This window comes from Candidatus Pelagibacter sp. Uisw_092, assembly GCF_047729545.1.
Taxonomy (GTDB): Bacteria; Pseudomonadota; Alphaproteobacteria; order Pelagibacterales; family Pelagibacteraceae; genus Pelagibacter.
This window is the reverse complement of sequence record NZ_CP159824.1, coordinates 403,109-420,501: the sequence shown is the minus strand read 5'-3', so window position 1 is coordinate 420,501 and position 17,393 is coordinate 403,109. Positions and strand designations below refer to the sequence as shown.

Below are 17,393 nucleotides of genomic sequence, written 5' to 3'. Positions count from 1 at the left end.
AATAATACTATTAATTACTGTAATTTCTAGCTTTTAATATTATAGCCTTTTTTAACTAGTTTTGTGACCAAGATTACACAAACAATTAGAAAAAATACCATTGAGCTTATGCTTATCCAAATATCAAAATCAGATACACCATAGAAAGAAAATCTTAAGCCATCAATTAAATAAACTACTGGATTAAAATAAGAAATTGTTTGCCAAAATGGTGGCAACATATCAAGGGAATATAAACTTCCTCCTAAAAACACCATAGGCGTAATCACTAATGATGGAATGATAGACATTTGTTCAAAGTTTTTACTAACAACTCCAATTAAAAATCCAAATAAAGCAAAAGTAAAAGAAACTAAAAATAATAAAAATATCATTAACATTGGATACTTAACTGTAACATCAGCAAAAAAGGAAGCAGTAACAAAAATTACAGCACCAACTAATAATGTTTTGGTAGCTCCCGCTCCAACAAAAGCTAAAACTGTTTCAAGCGTTGAAATAGGTGCTGCTAAAATCTCATTAATAGTTCCATTAAATTTTGGAAAAAATATTCCAAATGAAGTATTACTTATTGATTGAGTAAGCAGTGTAAGCATTAATAAGCCTGGTACAATGTACGATCCATAACTAACACCATCAATGTTTTCAATATATCCTCCAATAACAGAACCAAACACCACAAAATATAATGATGTAGATATTACTGGTGAAAGAATAGATTGACCTATGGTTCTTATAAATCTATTCATCTCATGAACGTAAATAGCTTTAAAACCATAATAGTTAAATTTCATTATTTTCCTTTACTAAATTAACAAATATCTTCTCTAGAGTACTTTGTTCTGTTTTTAAATCTTTTAACTTTAAGCCAGTATCTTTTGAATCTTGCAATAAATCTGTAATACCAGTTTTTTCAGCTTGAACATTATAAGTATAAATTAAAGACTTCTGCTCTTCACCTATTTCGAGATTATACTTGTGTAAATTTTCTGGAATTTCTGTAATTTTTTTTTGTAATTCAATAGTTAATTTCTTATGACCCATTTTTTTAATTAATTCTTTTTTATCTTCAACTATAATAATTTCACCTTGATTTATAACAGCTACACGGTCAGCAATAGCTTCTGCTTCTTCAATATAATGAGTGGTTAAGATAATTGTGACCCCTTTTTTTCTAAGATCATCAACAACCATCCACATATCTCTTCTAAGCTCAACATCAACTCCAGCTGTTGGTTCATCAAGGAATAGTATTTTAGGTTCATGAGATAAAGCTTTTGCAATTAAAACTCTTCTCTTCATTCCACCAGACAGTTCTCTTAATCTTTGATCTTTTTTATCCCACAAGCTTAAATCTTTTAAAATTTTTTCTATGTGTTTTGGGTTAGGAGATTTACCGTAAAGTCCTCTTGAATAAGATACGGTATCAAAAATAGTTTCAAAAGATTCTAAGTTTAACTCTTGAGGAACAAGCCCTATTCTTGATCTTGTCTCTCTATAATCTTTTATAATATCAAAATTGTCAATTGTAACTGTGCCTGAAGAGGGTTTAACAATTCCACAAATAATACTGATTAAACTAGTTTTTCCTGCACCATTTGGCCCAAGCATCGCAATAATTTCACCCTGTTTTACTTTAAGGCTAACATTATCAAGGGCTTTAAAACCATTATCATAAATTTTAGATAAGTTGTTAATGGATATTTGAATTTCAGACATTTGTTGAGGTGTATATAGTTATTAATGAGGTTAATTCAACAAACACAATAATTTAGTACATTATATCACTACTTAATGATCATATCTTGATGTTAAAATTTGACTTAATTTAATTATTTCTTTAATTAACTTTTATATTCTTTTTTTAAGAATATCAGTTTCTGGGGTGCTGTAAAAAGCTGAGAATATACCCAAAGAACCTGTTGTATAATCACAACGAAGGGAAAAAATGAATACAATATATCTAGATCAATCAACGACTATTATTACTCTACTTTTAACTTCATTAGCTTTTGCTACTATTGGAATAGTTTATTCAAAAGGTAAAATTTCAATTAACTCTTATTTAAATGCAGACAGATCAATTGGTAAAAGATCTTTAACTGCATCATTAGTTGCGTCATGTTTTGGTGTGTGGATTTTAATTGGTCCATCAGAAGCTGCGACATGGGGTGGATTGGGTGCTATAATTGGTTATGGATTAGGCCAAGCTTTACCCTTTTTAGCCTTTATTACAATCGGTCAGCGAATGAGAAGGATTATGCCAAGTGGTAATACCCTTACTCAATTTGTTCTAATAAGATTTGGTAAAGCAATGTTTCGTTTAGTTTTATTATTAACAATAATGTATATGTTTGTTTATTTTGCAGCTGAAGTTACAGCGATTGCAAAAGTTGTTAACTTAATGTCGGGGTTTCCTCTTTGGCAAACTTCTCTTGTGATAATTGTAGCTACTTTATCCTACACTCTTTACGGGGGGCTTAGAGCTTCAATTTTTACAGATAAAATTCAGTTTATTATAATTATGATTTTATTAATATTTGCCATCAACCATATTTTTAATTCTGGAAATAATACTTTTTCTATGAATTTGATTAATGAAAAAGCTGGTACATTAATGAGTGGTAAATATTTTTATGGCTATACTGCCGGCTTAACTTTCTTCATTGCTGTTTTTGCAACCAACTTATTTGATCAAGGTGTTTGGCAAAGAGTATTTGCAGCAAAAAGTTCAGATGATTTAAGAAAAGGATTTATGTCTGCTTTCTTTATTGTAATTCCATTTATGCTTGTTTTAGGTTTCTTTGGAATTCTTGCAGTATCAGTTGATAAGGCAGCCGACCCTAGTACTTTATTCTTTGCTCTTTTATTAGAGCCATTTACTGGAATTAATTCTTTGTTAACTATTTCAATATTAATTTTAGTTTTAGCCTTAGTGATTAGTAGTATGGATACACTTATTAATGCGCTTTCAAGCACTATTACTATTGAGGGAAATAAGTTTATTAGTTTAAAAAATAAGAATAGTTATCTTACACTTTCTAAATACTTAATATGCGGTTTATCAGTAATTGTTTTTTTGATTGCATCTAAGGGTTACAGCGTCTTATTTATGTTTTTATTTGCTGATTTATTATGTTGTGCTGCAGTATTTCCCATTTTTTATGGAATGTTCAAGGGTGATGTTAATGAAAAACTTTCTTTAATTTCAGTTATAATTGGACTGATATCTGGATTGCTTTTATTTCCTAACCAAACTTTTGATAAAAGTATTTTAATTGGTGGATTATTTCCAGCTGAAGCATTTCCTATCTGGATATCTACAGCACTATTATTTTGGTCATTTATTTTAGCAACATTTACACCAATGATTACTGTGATGCTTTTTAAAAAGAATGGTAACTTTAACTTTTCTAAAATTAAAACTTCAATTAAGGAATAGTGAATATCTATAATAATAAAAAAACCTTTTTTTATAAATTAAAGAGTAGCTGTAAGAAGGAATGGTCTGAATACACTGATCATAAATTTTTATCTGATTTAGTAAGTAACAAACTGCCTGATAAAAATTTTAAAAATTATTTAGTTCAAGATTATGTTTTCTTACAGCAATTTCTTAAAATTTTAGCTCTTAGTGTTTGTAAGTCTAATAACTTTGAAGAAATTAATAGATCAGTAAATTTTATTAAGGGCATTGATCATGAAATCAAACTCCACATCAATTATTGTAAAAAATGGAAGATACCCCTTAAATCTCTTAATAACATTGTAGTAGAGAAAGCTAATAGTTCTTATACTGATCATGTACTCAGTGTGGGTAAAAATGGAGATAATCTTGATATTTTCTCATGCCTATCAGTATGTATCATTGGTTATGGTGAGATTGGGTTTAATCTTTCTAAAATTAAAAACTGGAAAAAAAGTAAATATAGTTCTTGGATTAAAATGTATTCATCAAAAGAATACCAACAAGTAGCTAGAGACAATATTGATTATTTAGATGTTCTCTTGAAAAATAATAAGGGTAAAAAATTAAATATACTGAAAAGAAATTTTAAAAAATCAACTATTCTCGAAAGAAATTTTTGGGAATGTTTTATTTAAATTTTTAGTTATTTAAAATTTCTAAAGGCAATGGAGCTTCTGGGTATTTTTCTTTACATAATTTTTCGTAGTTTTTGCAAAGAGTACTTAAAGTTTCATGTGCTTCATCTTTAGAGGTTAAAAATTTAATCAAAGTATCCCTTTCAAGTTCAATCTCTTTAATATCTTCTCCGCTTAAATATTCACCCGTCTCAACTTCCCAGTAAGTATCATTTAATTCTTCAATTTTTAAAGTGTTAAGCTTTCTTTGAAGTTCAACAATAATTTCATCATCTGTTTTGCTATCTTTCATTGGAGAATTTGCTAATTTTCCTAAACACTTATCTTTGAGATCATCTAAAAAAGTGTTGTAGGGTTTACCTTCCACTAAACCTTGAAAGTGATTGCTTTCAAAATATTTGCTAATTGCCGCATTAGTTGAAATTTTATTTTTACCCTTAGCAACAGCAACTTGAACGTAAACTTCCTGACTAATATATTCGTTTAAATAGTCTTTAATTTTATCCGACAACATTGGTTTAAAAATATTACAGAGTTTTTAGAGGATCAACATAGTCATGTCCAAAAACATCAGCAACTGCTTTATAGGTTACTTGACCTTTACAAACATTTAATCCTGCAAGCAAATGTTTGTCATCACTTAATGCTTTAGCGTAACCATTATTTGCAATTTTAACTAGATGTGGAAGTGTTGCATTATTCAATGCGATAGTTGAAGTTCTTGGAACTCCACCTGGCATATTTGCTACACAATAATGAATGACGTCATCAATGATATAAGTTGGGTCTCCATGAGTTGTTGGTTTACTTGTTTCAACACAACCCCCTTGGTCAATTGCAACGTCAACTATTACAGATCCTCTTTTCATCAATTTTAACATTGGTTTGGTAATTAATTTTGGGGCTTCTGCGCCTGGTATTAAAACACCCCCAATCAGTAAATCAGCTTCTGCAACTAATTTATTTAAATCAATTTTATCACTTTGTTCTGGAATAATTTTATCACCAAACATTTCAACTAGTTGTTTCAATCTTGCTTCAGATTTATCAACAATATGAACTTTAGCTCTCATCCCAGTTGCAATTACTGCAGCATTTTCACCAACAACACCACCACCTAAAATAACAACCGTTCCTCCTTCAACTCCAGGAGCTCCTCCTAATAAAAGACCTCTACCATTTTGATTTTTTTCTAAGCAATGTGCACCTGCTTGAACAGACATACGTCCAGCAACTGCACTCATTGGTGCAAGTAATGGTAATCTTCCATTATCATCTGTAACCGTTTCATAAGCTATACAAACACCTTTAGATTTAATTAGTCCCTCAGTTAATTCTTTAGCTGCTGCCAAATGAAGATAAGTGTAGACAATCTGATTTTCTCTGATCATCTTAACTTCACCTGATTGAGGCTCTTTTACCTTAACAATAATATCTGCATCATTAAAAATATCTTCAGCTTTATCAACGATTTTAGCACCAACACTTGTATATTGTTCGTTTTCAAAACCTGCTTCAAACCCACCATTATTTTCAACTAAAACCTCATGACCTTCTGATATTAAAGTTTTAACACTCTCAGGGGTTAATCCAATACGATGTTCTTGTGGTTTAATTTCTTTAGGTACGCCTATTTTCATAACTTGCTTTCCCTTTTTGCAAATACTTTAATTGAATAAAGTTTTTAGTTTTTTTGATTTTTTTGATAGTTGGTAATACCAGTTCTTAACTTTTCAATAATTTCATCGATATGTTTTTCTTCACAGATGAATTGAGGAGCTATAATTAAACAATCTCCTGTAGCCTTAAAGTTAACACCAGCTTCATAACATGCTTTAAAACATTCATATCCAGCTTTACCTGGTTTAGTGTTTAACTTCATGTCTATTCCACCCATCATTCCATATCCTCTGATATTATCTACAGACTCTAGATCTTGAAGAGAAAACAATCCTTTTTGGAAATAAGGAGCTAAATTTTTTGCTCTGTTAAAAATATCATCTTTTTCAAAAATTTCTTGTACTGCAAGAGCAGCTGCTACTGCAACTGGAATTCCTGAGTAAGTATAACCATGAAACAATTCAACTGCACCTGTTGGTGAAGCATCCATTACTGCATCATAAATATAATCACTACAAGCAACAACACCCATAGGCACAACACCGTTAGTTGTAGCTTTGGCCATTGTCATAATGTCTGGAGTTACACCAAATTCATCTGCACCAAATTTAGAACCTGTTCTGCCCCATCCTGTAATTACTTCATCAAAAATTAAAAGTATTCCATGTTTGTCACAGATCTCTCTTAGTTTTTGTAAATATCCTTTTGGTGGAACCAATGTTCCAGTTGATCCAGCAATAGGCTCAACAATACAAGCAGCTATGTTTTCACCACCAAAGTTTTGACAAATAGTTTCTAAGTCATTTGCTAAATAGTCTCCAGTCTCCGGTTGACCACTTACAAATTTGTGTTCTGGTAAATGTGTATGTCTAATGTGTTGGACACCTGGCATTAAAACACTTGCAAACGTTTTAATATTATTCACCATTCCACCAACTGAAATACAACCAATATTCATTCCATGATAACCACGTTCACGTCCAACAAATCTAAATCTTTCTGCATGACCTTTTGCTCTATGATAAGCAACGGCAATTTTAATTGCTGTCTCTACTGCTGTAGATCCACAAATTGTAAAAAACATTTTATTTAAGTCACCTGGTGTATGTTTTGAAATTTTTGTAGCTAGTTCAAACGAACCACCAAAACCTTGCTGAAAAGGCTGCGCATAATCCAATGTTTCTAATTGCTTTGTAACAGCTTCAGTAATTTCTCTTCTTCCATGACCCAGTGGATTACAAAACAAACCTGAACTCGCATCTATTTGTGTTTTCCCATGGTGAGTTTTTAAGTAAACACCTTTAGCTTCTGTGATTAATCTTGGGTTTGCTTTAAAATCTTTATTAGATGTAAAAGGCATCCAATGTTCATTTAATGAATTAGGTACTGAAGTTCTATTTTCTGAGCTCATAAGATTCTTTTAATTTAGTTATATTTCAATTCATAGACTAAATAGTTCTTTAAAACAAATTGATTTTACTATGCAGAGCACAAGTTTTGCAGGCACATTTTAAAGAATTAGACCTTTTTTACAAAGCTAATAGCAGCACCAATAGTCGTCAAAAATCCAGCTAACGGCAAGATTGCAACTGCGTATTTCTTTGGCATATAATTCTCTTTGAACTCAATACCTTGGAAACTAATTTCAAAATACCACATCTCCCAATACTTTCCACGCATACCCTCTACAAGTTCAAATCCATAAATCATCAGGACTATACCAATTGCCATAATCATAAGTTTCCAGAACTGACGTATATATAGCGACAGTCTATTTGGTAATTTTTCATAAATTAAATTTAAAGCTATGTGTTCATTATCTCTGGCTGTCAGAGAAAGCGCTATAAACATCAACCAAATGTTACTTAATACTGTTAGCAGATCACCCCAAACAGGAGGGTTATTAAAAACGTATCGCATGATTACGTTATAAAGGGTAAAACCAACCATCGCAGCCAAAAGGAGTGAGCACATAGCTTCCAATGCACGATGGATAAAACGGTCAATGTTGTTAAAAAATTTTAACATATCGCTAATTACTCAATAGGTTTGGAAGAAACATGGTCAACTCTGGAATAACGAGGATAAAAAATAAAAGTAAAAACAATCCAACCAGATAAGGAATTAACGCTACAGCAACCTTTTCTAGACGTACTTGTGCTATTGTTGCAGCGGTAAAGAACGCGACGCCAACAGGTGGTGTTACTGATCCTATTAAGAAGCCAACTATTACAACGATAGCCGCTTGTATTTCAGGAAAGCCAGCTTGAGCCATAACATTAACTAGTACTGGGCCAACTATGATAATGTTTACCGCGGAGTCCATTACCGTTCCAAGAAGAAAAATGAATAGAATCAAGGCTAAAATAAAAATAATGGGGGATCCCGTAAGGCTTAGAAGCCATTTTTCAAGTTCACCGATTGCACCTAGAGAGGTAAGTAACCAACTAAAGGGTCCCGACGCAGCTATGATAATAAAAACCATTGCCGAATTACGGAATGCCCGACGAAACGCACCGGTGCAATCTTTCCATTTAATAGTTCGATAAACAAATACACCTGTAAATAACGCAACCATTGCTGTGATAGCTCCAGCCTCAACAACCGATGCCACACCACCCATTACTGAACCCACTAAAACCACAGGTATCAAAAGGGCGAACGAGGATCGATATAATTCTTTACCAGCTCGACGTATCGAAAATGGTTCATCACTGCGCTCGAAGTTATATTTGATTGCAAAGTAATGATTAATTATCATGATAACAACACCTATCAACACGCCTGGAATAATCCCAGCTGCAAATAGTGATGCAATCGAAAGCTCAGTCGAGTTAGCAAGTACAATCATCATGATACTGGGAGGAATTATGCCTCCTATGGTGGAGCTTACGCCTGTAACCGCAGCCGAAAACGCAGGAGGATAGCCAGCTTTTTTCATAGCTGGTAATACTAATGCTCCCACTGTAGCTGTATCTGCTACCACTGAACCATTCATCCCTGCAAAAAACATACTCACAAGAACATTAACTTGGGCCAACCCCCCTCGTAAACGTCCAATTAATGATTTACTCAAGGCTACTAACCTGTCAGTAATCGTGGCACTTGTCATTAACTCACCTGTCAACATAAAGAACGCAATTGCAGTTAATGGAACTGAATCAATAGCATTAAACATTTGACTAGGAATTAAAATAAGGGGTACAGCGTCGGTAAATAGAATATAAACAAATGGTATCAGTATTAATATAAAGCCAATGGGAGCACCTAATAGGATTAGAAAGAGGAGTATTCCAAGTAGAATGATACTTTCCATAGTTAATTAAATGTTATGATTAGTTTTAGGTAAAGATCATCTAGTTCTAAAAATTTAGCTAAATGATCTTTACACAATTTTTCGATGAACGATTTAAAGAGCCCCAGCTTTCTCTAACTGAGCTACAAATCCATCCATTCCTTGTTCTAGAAGTACTCTTTTAGCTACCTCTGGTTCAAAAGTACCCTTGGCTTTTACCCAAGCACCGATTGCACCTGCTCTCCATTTAGACATTTCCGCATCAGATGGAACATACCATTCTTTTACAGATGCTTTAATTGCATCTTCTCCATTTTTAATCCAAGCGTTATCTAACTGGTTTACTTTTTCTCCATACGCATCAGCAGCTTTGTGTAACCATTTCTTCTCTTGAGAAGTTAGAGCATTATACTGCTTTGCATCCATTGCTAAAATATTTCCAGACCACATGCCCCCAATCTCAGTGAAGTATTTTGCAACTTCATGAAGTTTTGCTACATGTTGCCAAGGACTAGCAACATACTGACCTTCAACTACACCCGACTGTAGGCCTGAGTATAACTGACTCCAATCATAAGGTGTTGGAGTTGCACCCCAATTTTTAACTAGCATGAACTCAATTGGACTCTTAGTAGTACGCCACTTTAGACCTTTCATATCATTAGGAACGTGAACTGGTTTAGTTGCATTTCCAAGCTGTCTGAATCCACCGCTTGAATATACAGAAAGACATATATGGCCTGAATTCTCAAGTGCTAGTTTGCACTGTCTTTCTGCAAGCCATTCATTTGATATTCTTTTTGCATCTTCAAGTGATTTGAAAATGAAAGGCAAATCAAAAATTGCTAACTCTGATCCGAAATTACCATAGTTTGCCGTAGAACTAGTCCAAAGAGATATAAGTCCTTGATTGGCTTGTTCACCACATTTTTGTTCAGCACATAAACTTTTTTGATAAAATGGTTCGATTTTCATCTTGCCACCAGAGGCTTTTGCCAAAGCCGGCATCAATGCTTGATCTATAGCGTCACCGATTGGCATACCCAATCTACCAGTAGTCCCAAGCTTAAGAGTTGTCTCAGCAAAGGCTGCTTGAGTAAACAAAGCAATTGCAAACCCTGTGAGTAGTGTCTTGTAAATTTTTTTAATAAACATGTAACAAATCTCCTTTTAATTAATTAAACATAGTGAAAATAAACTACGGTATAGCAATCTATATTAATAGAGTTATTTTTACCCTGTTCTAATCAAAGAATATATTACAACTTACAATTGAAACTTTTAATTATTAGCCATGTAAATATGTAATATATTTTGTTTTACATCACGCTCAAATTGAATTTAAATATCAATAATTTAATTAAATTAATAACAGAGGGAATAATAATGAAAAAAATAATTAGTTTTATTCTAGGTACTGTTGTTGCACTTAACTTATCTATATCAGTTGCAAATGCAGCTGCTAAAGAAGTTAGAATTGCATTCTTTTTAGAATGGGCAACACCTAACCAAGAAGACAAAGTAAAAAAGACTTTTGATAAAGCGTTCGGTGTTCCAGTAAAATGGACTAACTTCGCTAATGGTGGAGCTATGACTGATGCTATGTTAGCAGGTGATATTGATATTTCTTACTCGCAAGGTTTGGTACCATTTATCAATGCTGTAAAATCTAAAGCTCCTTTAAAACTTGTTGATATCGCTATGGAATACGGAATGGGTGGAACAACTTGTGTTACATCTAAAGCTTCTGGTATTACCAAAGCTAACGCTTCTGAGTTAGAAGGCAAAAAAGTTGCAGTTCCTCTAGGAACTATGGCTGAGTATGTTTTTGATGAAAGTATGAAAGTTGTTGGTGCTGATAAAAGCAAAATGACTGTTATTCAAATGGACCCTGAAGAAGGTGCTGCTGCATTAGTTAGTGGTGACGTTGTTATGGCTTGTCTATTTGGTGGTAACTCAATCAAAACTGCACTAACTGTAGGTGGTAGATTGATAACTGTTGATGAAGCAAGAGCTGCTGGTATCTTAGGAATTGATATTACTTCTGTTACAGATAAATTCATGAAAGAAAACCCAGGTATGGTTAGAACTTTCATCGAAGTATCTCATGAAGCAAATGCAAGATATAGAGCTGGTAAATCAGACATGAATATGATTGCAAAAGATGCAGAAATGTCACTTGGTGATACTAAAGGACAAATGGATGGATTTAAATTCCTAACTCCTGCAGAAACTGAAAAATCTATGACTTCAGGAAATCTAAGTGGATTCCTTAATGCAATGGGTACTCCTAACGGAGCAGTTGATACAAGCTTTTTACCTCTATAATTTAGAGAGTAGAATAAAATTAAATAGGCGCCAGTTTAATAAATTGGTGCCTATTTTTTTAAAAAAAATTCTAATATAAATTTTTTCTATGAGTGATTTAATTTCTCAAAATTTAAATATGATCTTTAAAACTCCTAAAGGAGAAACTGTTCATGCTTTAAAAGATGTAAATTTCACACTTAAAAAAGGTGAACTTTTAACTGTCCTTGGTCCTTCTGGCTGTGGAAAAACTACTTTATTAAATATTACCGCTGGTTTTCTTAGGCCAACTTCTGGGGTGATTACTCTTAACGGAAATGAAATTAATGGTCCTGGTGTTGAAAGAGGAATGGTTTTTCAACAAGGGGCTTTATTTGAATGGTTAACAGTTGCAGAGAATGTAAACTTTGGCTTAAGAATGAAAAAAGAAGACCCAGAAAAAACTTCAAAAAAAGTTGATGAGTGGTTAGATATTGTTGGTTTACAAGGTTTTGGAGATACACCTACATATCAATTGTCTGGTGGTATGCAGCAAAGAGTAGCTCTTGCAAGATGTTTAATTAATGACCCTGATCTAATTTTAATGGATGAACCTTTGGGAGCTCTTGATGCATTAACAAGAGAAAAGATGCAGTCTTTAGTTTTAAAAATTTGGAAAGAAACAGGAAAAACAATTATTTTAATTACTCACTCAGTAGAAGAAGCATTATTACTTGGTGAAAGATTATACGTAATGGCACCAAGACCTGGCCGTATACACAAAGAGTATAACCTTCCCTTTGCTTTAATGGGGATAGATGGTGACTTAAGAGAAATTAAAAAGACTAAAGATTTTGGAAGTAAAAGAGAAGAAATTCTAACTATGATTTGGAACATGGAAGAAGAAATTATGGGTAAAGATATTTAATATGATTACTGGGATTACAACATTTGTAATAATCTTTGCTGTCATTGGATCTATTCTTTATGGAAGAAAACTGGCTAAAACAGAAAAATTAGATGCTGTTTTTGGAAATCCTGAAAGAGCTAAAGGTGGAACTCACTGGATAATTGTTGGTAGTAGCTTTTTATTATTGACTTGGCTTTATTATTCTTGGGATCTGGCAAAATCTTTTTATCCTCAATCTGCTAATGAACTCTGTCAAGTAGCAAAGGTTAACGACTCAATGCTTTCATTAAAATATTTATTTCCAATAAATGAAAGGGAATTTAAAAGTACTTCAATCATTAAAGGTGAAAATAAAAACATCGAAAAATTAGCTAATGAAATCAGAAATTCATCTGTAATTCGAAATCAAGATAAAGATAGGCTTCTAGTTTTTATTCAAAAAACTAAAAGAACAATTCCATTGTTAACTAATGAAGATCTTCTTGAAAATGAGACAAAAATTAAGATCAGTGAACTAACTAATAGAATAGCTTGGTTAACAGAAGATTTTCAAAAGATAAGTTATCCACCAATAAAAAGTATTGAAGAAGAAAATGCAAGAATTGAAGCTTTAAAAACACAAGGTGGATGGGGGTCTTCAGGAACAGCTGTAGAAAATACAATAGAAATTCCAACTATTCCCGAAACTAAAAAAGGATTAAAATTTGATGCTGCAGCAAAAGAATTAGCTTTAATTAGTGATGATTTTTTCAAATTAAGAAATCATAACTCACAATACAAAGCTTTAATGAAAGAAATCAAAGATGGAATTAAAAAATATAGATCAGAGCTAGATGATACACACGAGGTGGCATCAATATTAGCAAAAGATGTACTTAAAATTGCAAGAAGAATTGAGTATGGAAGTATATTCCCTCCTGAAACTCTTAATGGTATGCAGCAATCAATTATTGAGTTTGATGAAGTTCAAAAAAAAGAACAAGGAACTTTAAGATTAGTTGATATTTTTTTATTTCCTTCAGGAACAATTATTTCAAGTGGGCCTAATTGTTCAGAACAGGGATCTGGTAGATGGCTACCTAAGCCATCTGATACTTTAAATAAATTTACACTTTTATTAAAACCAAGTGTTGGATTTAAAAATATTCCATTGATTTGGTATGAGATGATGGATGTTAGTAAAATTGTTGGCTTTATTCTACCTGATTGGATTGCTGATATTATACCAGGCAATTACCCTGTCCATAGTGCTGATGGAACTGTCAAACCAAACTTCAAAAGTAAAGTTTTAAATGTTGTTACAGGAGAATTTAAATTATTCAAAATACCTGTCCCAATGGGGCATATTTGGGATTCTTTTTAAGAGTATTTTTAGGTTTAATTCTTGGAATAATATTTGGTGTGCCTCTTGGTTTGTTTATGGGTTTAAATAGATTTGCTAAAGGATTTTTTGATCCATTAATTGAATTATATAGGCCTGTACCACCATTAGCTTGGGCCCCATTGGTAATTACTGTATTTGGAATTGATAATGTTGGAAAAGTATTCTTGCTGTTTATGGTTTCATTCTCAATTATGATTATTTCAGCAAGAGCAGGAGCATCTGGTACTCAATTATCGAAAATTCATGCTTCACACTCGCTTGGTGCTTCGAAATGGCAAATATTAAGATACGTAATTTTTCCAAACTCATTACCTGAAATCTTAACAGGTGTTAGAGTTGCTGTCGGAATGTGTTGGGGAACTTTAGTTGCAGCAGAATTTTTAGCAGGCACTACAGGTATTGGATTTGTTGAAAATGTTGCTAAGAAATACTTTCAATATGAGGTTATCTGGATCACTATTTTTGTAATGGGAATGCTAGGTTTATTATTTGACATTGCTTTAAGAAAAATAATTGACAAAACAATTCCATGGCATGGAAAAGGCTAAAAGTCTTTCATAAGATATATAAGAAAAAAAGAATTTCTAAAAATTTTTTATAATTAGCAAAATTAAAAAGAGTAGATTGCATCCCATGCAACAGAAATTCTATCATTTTTTCCATTGTAGACATCAACAGAGTGATAAGTGCTTGAATCAAATATCAGTAAATCATTTTTATCAGGCAAATATTTAATTTTTTCACTCTTTGAATCTATATTTATTGCACCACCAGAATTTTTATCTATTTTAATGTAATAGACACCAGATAAAACTGACTTAGGGTGATTGTGTGGTGGATGAATTTCATTTTTTTTTTGAATACTAAACCACATACTTTTTATTCTAAAATTACCAAAGGTTCCTATATCTAAAATTTTAGGTTTGACTTTAGTGTTTAAATAATTTTCTAGCTCTCTTACTTGTTCGCGAAAGATTTTATGTTTATTTAAATTATGCTCTGATTGATAGTTTATTGTGATATCTGGACGATTGGTCCATTTATTTTCTATATTTTTTTTTTGTATTCATAAAGGTGGTCTTCATTAAACTTTAGATCAAGGTTTTCTTTATGATAAAAATTTTTAGAAAGTAGATGTATGTCTATTTTTAAAATATTTTTTACTAAAAAATTATAAATTCTATTTTTTTTTGAAAACTTAACAAAATCTATCATTGTTAAAATATACTACTTTTTTAAAAATAATAAATTATTATTTTAAATTTTTGATGATTATTTTATTGGATAACAATATCTTTAAATCATTTAACTGGAGGAAAGACAATATTTTGATATAATAGTTTACATAATATGAACTCCATAAAATTAAAAAAATTAATTGTAAAAATTTTCATTAAATACAAACTTAGTAATACACATTCATTGATTTCTGCAAATGCATTAATAAATGCTGAGTTAGTCGGTGCTCCTTCACATGGTTTATCTAGACTGAAAATGTATTGTGATCGAATATCAAAAAAGATAATTAATCCAAAGCCTAAAATAAAAGTTAAAAAGATATCTCAATCTATTGCTCACGTTGATGGCAACAACAGTATTGGATTTGTTGCAGCAGATACTGCTATTAAAACTGCCATAAATAATGCTAAAAAAACTGGTATTGGTTTAGTCGCTGTTAAGAATAGCGGTCATTATGGTTTGTCTGGTTATTATGCTGAGCAAGCTGTTAAAAAAGGTTTAATGGTGATGGTATTTACTAATGCTCCTCCAGCTGTAGCACCTCATGGTGCTTTAAAAAGTTTATTTGGAACAAATCCAATCTGTTTTGGAACACCCACAGGATCAAAGGTTCCTTTTATTTTAGATACTTCAATATCAATGATTAATAGAGGGAAAATTAGAGTTGCCGCAAGAGAGGGTGGAAAAATTCCTGAAGGTGTTGCTTTAGATAAATTTGGCAAACCAACAACAGATCCTAAAAAGGCATTAGAAGGCGTTCAATTACCTATTGCTGGATTTAGAGGTTCAGGACTGGCGTGGATGGTTGACATTTTAAGTGGTGTATTAACTGGTGGTAATCATGCAGGTAGAGTTAAAGATCCATTTACAGATTTTAGTGGTCCACAAAATATTGGTCATTTATTCTTTGTACTAAAGCCCAATCTATTTGTGGGAAATGCTTTTAAAAAAAGAATAAAGGACAATATCAAAACAATAAAAAAACTACCTAAAATTAAAGGTGTTAAAGAAATTCTTTATCCAGGGCAAAGTAAATTCAGCAGATATAAGAATAACCTTAAAAAAGAGATTAAAATTACCAAGAATGTCTTGGAAGATTTAAATAGTTTAATGAAATAAAACTACTATAGTATACTTCTCATATGCGTCCTGTATTTAAGATTATTATAATATACGAAATAGTTTTTTTTATTTTTTGGAATTTTCTATATTACTCAAACCCAGGTGTTGAAAGTTGGTTTAAACTAGAAAACCTAACAGCTATATATACTGTTCTATCAACTATGGCTTTAGGATTTATTTTTGTATATGTGGTTTTTATTACTGCAAAATTAACAGGTATGGTTAAAAAAATTAAATCCCTAAAAGATCCAAGAAAAAATATTTAATTAACGAATAGTTTTAGCAAATTTTACAATATCTTTAACTAGCAACTCTGGTTCTTCCATTGCTGCGAAATGTCCACCACTTGGCATCTCGCTCCATTGCGTAATATTAAATATTCTATCAACATAAGATTTTGGAGGCCATTCAGACATCTCGGCTGGAAAAATTGCAGCAGCGGTTGGTATTTCTATTTTTTTAAAGTCTTTAGGAAAAAAACGTCCACCCTCTTCTCTTCTTCCATAATAAATCCAAGAAGCTGTATTAAAAGTTTTTGTAACTATATAAACCATAATATTTGCCAACAAAGTATCCTTTGAATAAGCACTTTCAATATCACCATTTTTTAAATCAGACCAAGAATACATCTTCTCAATAATCCATGCCGCAATACCAACTGGACTATCCATCATACCATAACTCAATGTTTGTGGTTTTGTTGCTTGTTGAGTTCTATAGCCATCCTGCATTATTTGATCTTTATCAAACCTTTTTTGCCATTCTTCTTCTTGTTTTGATTGTGGACCATCAGCATGACGCATAGTTAAACAATTAATATGAATTGCCTTACATGACTTTGAATGATCATAACCAATCCAGTTAGCAATAGTTGCCCCCCAATCTCCACCTTGTGCTAAATAATTTTTATATTCAAGGTTCTCTATCATTAATTTATTTAAGATAGCTGCCATTTTTCTCGGACCAATCGGCTTAGATGGTCTACCTGAAAATCCAAAACCAGGTAAAGAAGGAACAATAACATCAAATGCATCTTCAACTTTTCCACCAAATTTTTCCGGGTGTGCAAGTTTTTCAATTATATGTAAAAATTCTACAACTGATCCAGGCCATCCATGCATAAGAAGTAAAGGTATTGGGTTAGATCCACTACCCTTTTCATGAATAAAATGTATTTCAATGTCATCTATAATAGTTGTAAAATTTGAAAATGTATTTATTTCTGCCTCGTGTTTTCTCCAGTCAAAATCTTTAACCCAGTAACTTGAGATCTCCTTCATATAATCAAGATTACTTCCATATTTCCAGCCTCCATCATCTGGCATTTCATGCCATGGGTAATTTTTCACCTTAGTATAAATTTTTTGGAGTGCTTTATCGGGAATATTTAGTTTAAAAGGTTTAATCATTATCAATTTACAGTATATACTTTT

Annotated in this window: 17 protein-coding genes, 1 pseudogene and 1 riboswitch; of the genes and pseudogenes, 7 read left to right on the top strand and 11 right to left on the bottom strand. The window is 32.1% G+C overall.

Going from position 1 to position 17,393, the window contains the following annotated elements; genetic code table 11:
• Positions 1–26: 26 nt before the first annotated feature.
• Positions 27–794 (bottom strand): ABC transporter permease, encoded by a 768-nt coding sequence (locus ABXT63_RS02210; RefSeq protein WP_415321454.1) that lies wholly within the window; start codon positions 792–794, stop codon positions 27–29.
• A complete protein-coding gene (locus ABXT63_RS02205; protein ID WP_415321452.1) occupies positions 784–1,719 on the bottom strand; it encodes an ABC transporter ATP-binding protein in 936 nt (311 codons plus the stop codon). Before ABXT63_RS02205 ends, ABXT63_RS02210 begins: the two co-directional genes overlap by 11 nt.
• A gap of 152 nt (positions 1,720–1,871) precedes the next feature.
• Positions 1,872–1,961, top strand: a riboswitch (TPP riboswitch).
• On the opposite strand from ABXT63_RS02205, the gene ABXT63_RS02200 reads away from it, so the two are divergent.
• Together ABXT63_RS02200 and ABXT63_RS02195 are read left to right on the top strand one after the other, a co-directional pair.
• Entirely contained in the window at positions 1,949–3,442 is a 1,494-nt protein-coding gene (locus ABXT63_RS02200; protein WP_415321450.1) for a sodium:solute symporter family transporter, read from the top strand. It overlaps the preceding riboswitch by 13 nt.
• Entirely contained in the window at positions 3,442–4,104 is a 663-nt protein-coding gene (locus ABXT63_RS02195) for a TenA family protein (RefSeq protein WP_415321448.1), read from the top strand. Before ABXT63_RS02200 ends, ABXT63_RS02195 begins: the two co-directional genes overlap by 1 nt.
• Before the next feature lie 4 nt (positions 4,105–4,108).
• On the opposite strand, the gene ABXT63_RS02190 is transcribed toward ABXT63_RS02195, so the two are convergent.
• The 6 genes from ABXT63_RS02190 to ABXT63_RS02165 form a co-directional block, all read right to left on the bottom strand.
• Complete coding sequence (locus ABXT63_RS02190) at positions 4,109–4,618, bottom strand: hypothetical protein (RefSeq protein ID WP_415321446.1); 510 nt, start codon at positions 4,616–4,618, stop codon at positions 4,109–4,111.
• 13 nt (positions 4,619–4,631) lie between these two features.
• A complete protein-coding gene (gene ald, locus ABXT63_RS02185) occupies positions 4,632–5,744 on the bottom strand; it encodes an alanine dehydrogenase (protein ID WP_415321445.1) in 1,113 nt (370 codons plus the stop codon).
• A 44-nt stretch (positions 5,745–5,788) separates the two neighbouring features.
• Positions 5,789–7,135, bottom strand: a complete 1,347-nt coding sequence (locus tag ABXT63_RS02180; protein ID WP_415321443.1) for an aspartate aminotransferase family protein — start codon at positions 7,133–7,135, stop codon at positions 5,789–5,791.
• A 107-nt stretch (positions 7,136–7,242) separates the two neighbouring features.
• On the bottom strand, positions 7,243–7,752 hold the full coding sequence (locus ABXT63_RS02175; protein ID WP_415321441.1) for a TRAP transporter small permease: 510 nt from the start codon (positions 7,750–7,752) through the stop codon (positions 7,243–7,245).
• Between the two features lie 4 nt (positions 7,753–7,756).
• Positions 7,757–9,040 carry a TRAP transporter large permease gene (locus tag ABXT63_RS02170; RefSeq protein ID WP_415321439.1) on the bottom strand — a complete coding sequence of 428 codons (1,284 nt, stop codon included), beginning with the start codon at positions 9,038–9,040 and terminating at the stop codon, positions 7,757–7,759.
• Positions 9,041–9,133: 93 nt separating this feature from the next.
• Positions 9,134–10,174, bottom strand: a complete 1,041-nt coding sequence (locus ABXT63_RS02165; RefSeq protein WP_415321437.1) for a TRAP transporter substrate-binding protein — start codon at positions 10,172–10,174, stop codon at positions 9,134–9,136.
• A 231-nt stretch (positions 10,175–10,405) separates the two neighbouring features.
• On the opposite strand from ABXT63_RS02165, the gene ABXT63_RS02160 reads away from it, so the two are divergent.
• From ABXT63_RS02160 to ABXT63_RS02150, 3 genes and pseudogenes are all read left to right on the top strand, one after another.
• On the top strand, positions 10,406–11,347 hold the full coding sequence (locus tag ABXT63_RS02160; RefSeq protein ID WP_415321435.1) for an ABC transporter substrate-binding protein: 942 nt from the start codon (positions 10,406–10,408) through the stop codon (positions 11,345–11,347).
• An 88-nt stretch (positions 11,348–11,435) separates the two neighbouring features.
• The gene (locus tag ABXT63_RS02155; RefSeq protein ID WP_415321433.1) at positions 11,436–12,233 is read left to right on the top strand and encodes an ATP-binding cassette domain-containing protein; all 798 of its coding nucleotides are present in this window, start codon (positions 11,436–11,438) and stop codon (positions 12,231–12,233) included.
• Position 12,234: 1 nt separating this feature from the next.
• Positions 12,235–14,147: pseudogene (locus ABXT63_RS02150) on the top strand (ABC transporter permease).
• Between the two features lie 62 nt (positions 14,148–14,209).
• Here ABXT63_RS02150 and ABXT63_RS02145 read toward each other — a convergent pair.
• Complete coding sequence (locus tag ABXT63_RS02145) at positions 14,210–14,473, bottom strand: putative 2OG-Fe(II) oxygenase (protein ID WP_415321432.1); 264 nt, start codon at positions 14,471–14,473, stop codon at positions 14,210–14,212.
• 173 nt (positions 14,474–14,646) lie between these two features.
• Entirely contained in the window at positions 14,647–14,814 is a 168-nt protein-coding gene (locus ABXT63_RS02140; RefSeq protein WP_415321430.1) for a hypothetical protein, read from the bottom strand.
• 135 nt (positions 14,815–14,949) lie between these two features.
• On the opposite strand from ABXT63_RS02140, the gene ABXT63_RS02135 reads away from it, so the two are divergent.
• Together ABXT63_RS02135 and ABXT63_RS02130 are read left to right on the top strand one after the other, a co-directional pair.
• Positions 14,950–15,957 carry an Ldh family oxidoreductase gene (locus tag ABXT63_RS02135; protein WP_415321428.1) on the top strand — a complete coding sequence of 336 codons (1,008 nt, stop codon included), beginning with the start codon at positions 14,950–14,952 and terminating at the stop codon, positions 15,955–15,957.
• A gap of 23 nt (positions 15,958–15,980) precedes the next feature.
• Complete coding sequence (locus tag ABXT63_RS02130) at positions 15,981–16,226, top strand: hypothetical protein (protein WP_415321426.1); 246 nt, start codon at positions 15,981–15,983, stop codon at positions 16,224–16,226.
• Here ABXT63_RS02130 and ABXT63_RS02125 read toward each other — a convergent pair whose 3' ends face one another.
• The gene (locus ABXT63_RS02125) at positions 16,227–17,369 is read right to left on the bottom strand and encodes an epoxide hydrolase family protein (protein ID WP_415321424.1); all 1,143 of its coding nucleotides are present in this window, start codon (positions 17,367–17,369) and stop codon (positions 16,227–16,229) included.
• Between the last annotated feature and the right edge of the window lie 24 nt (positions 17,370–17,393).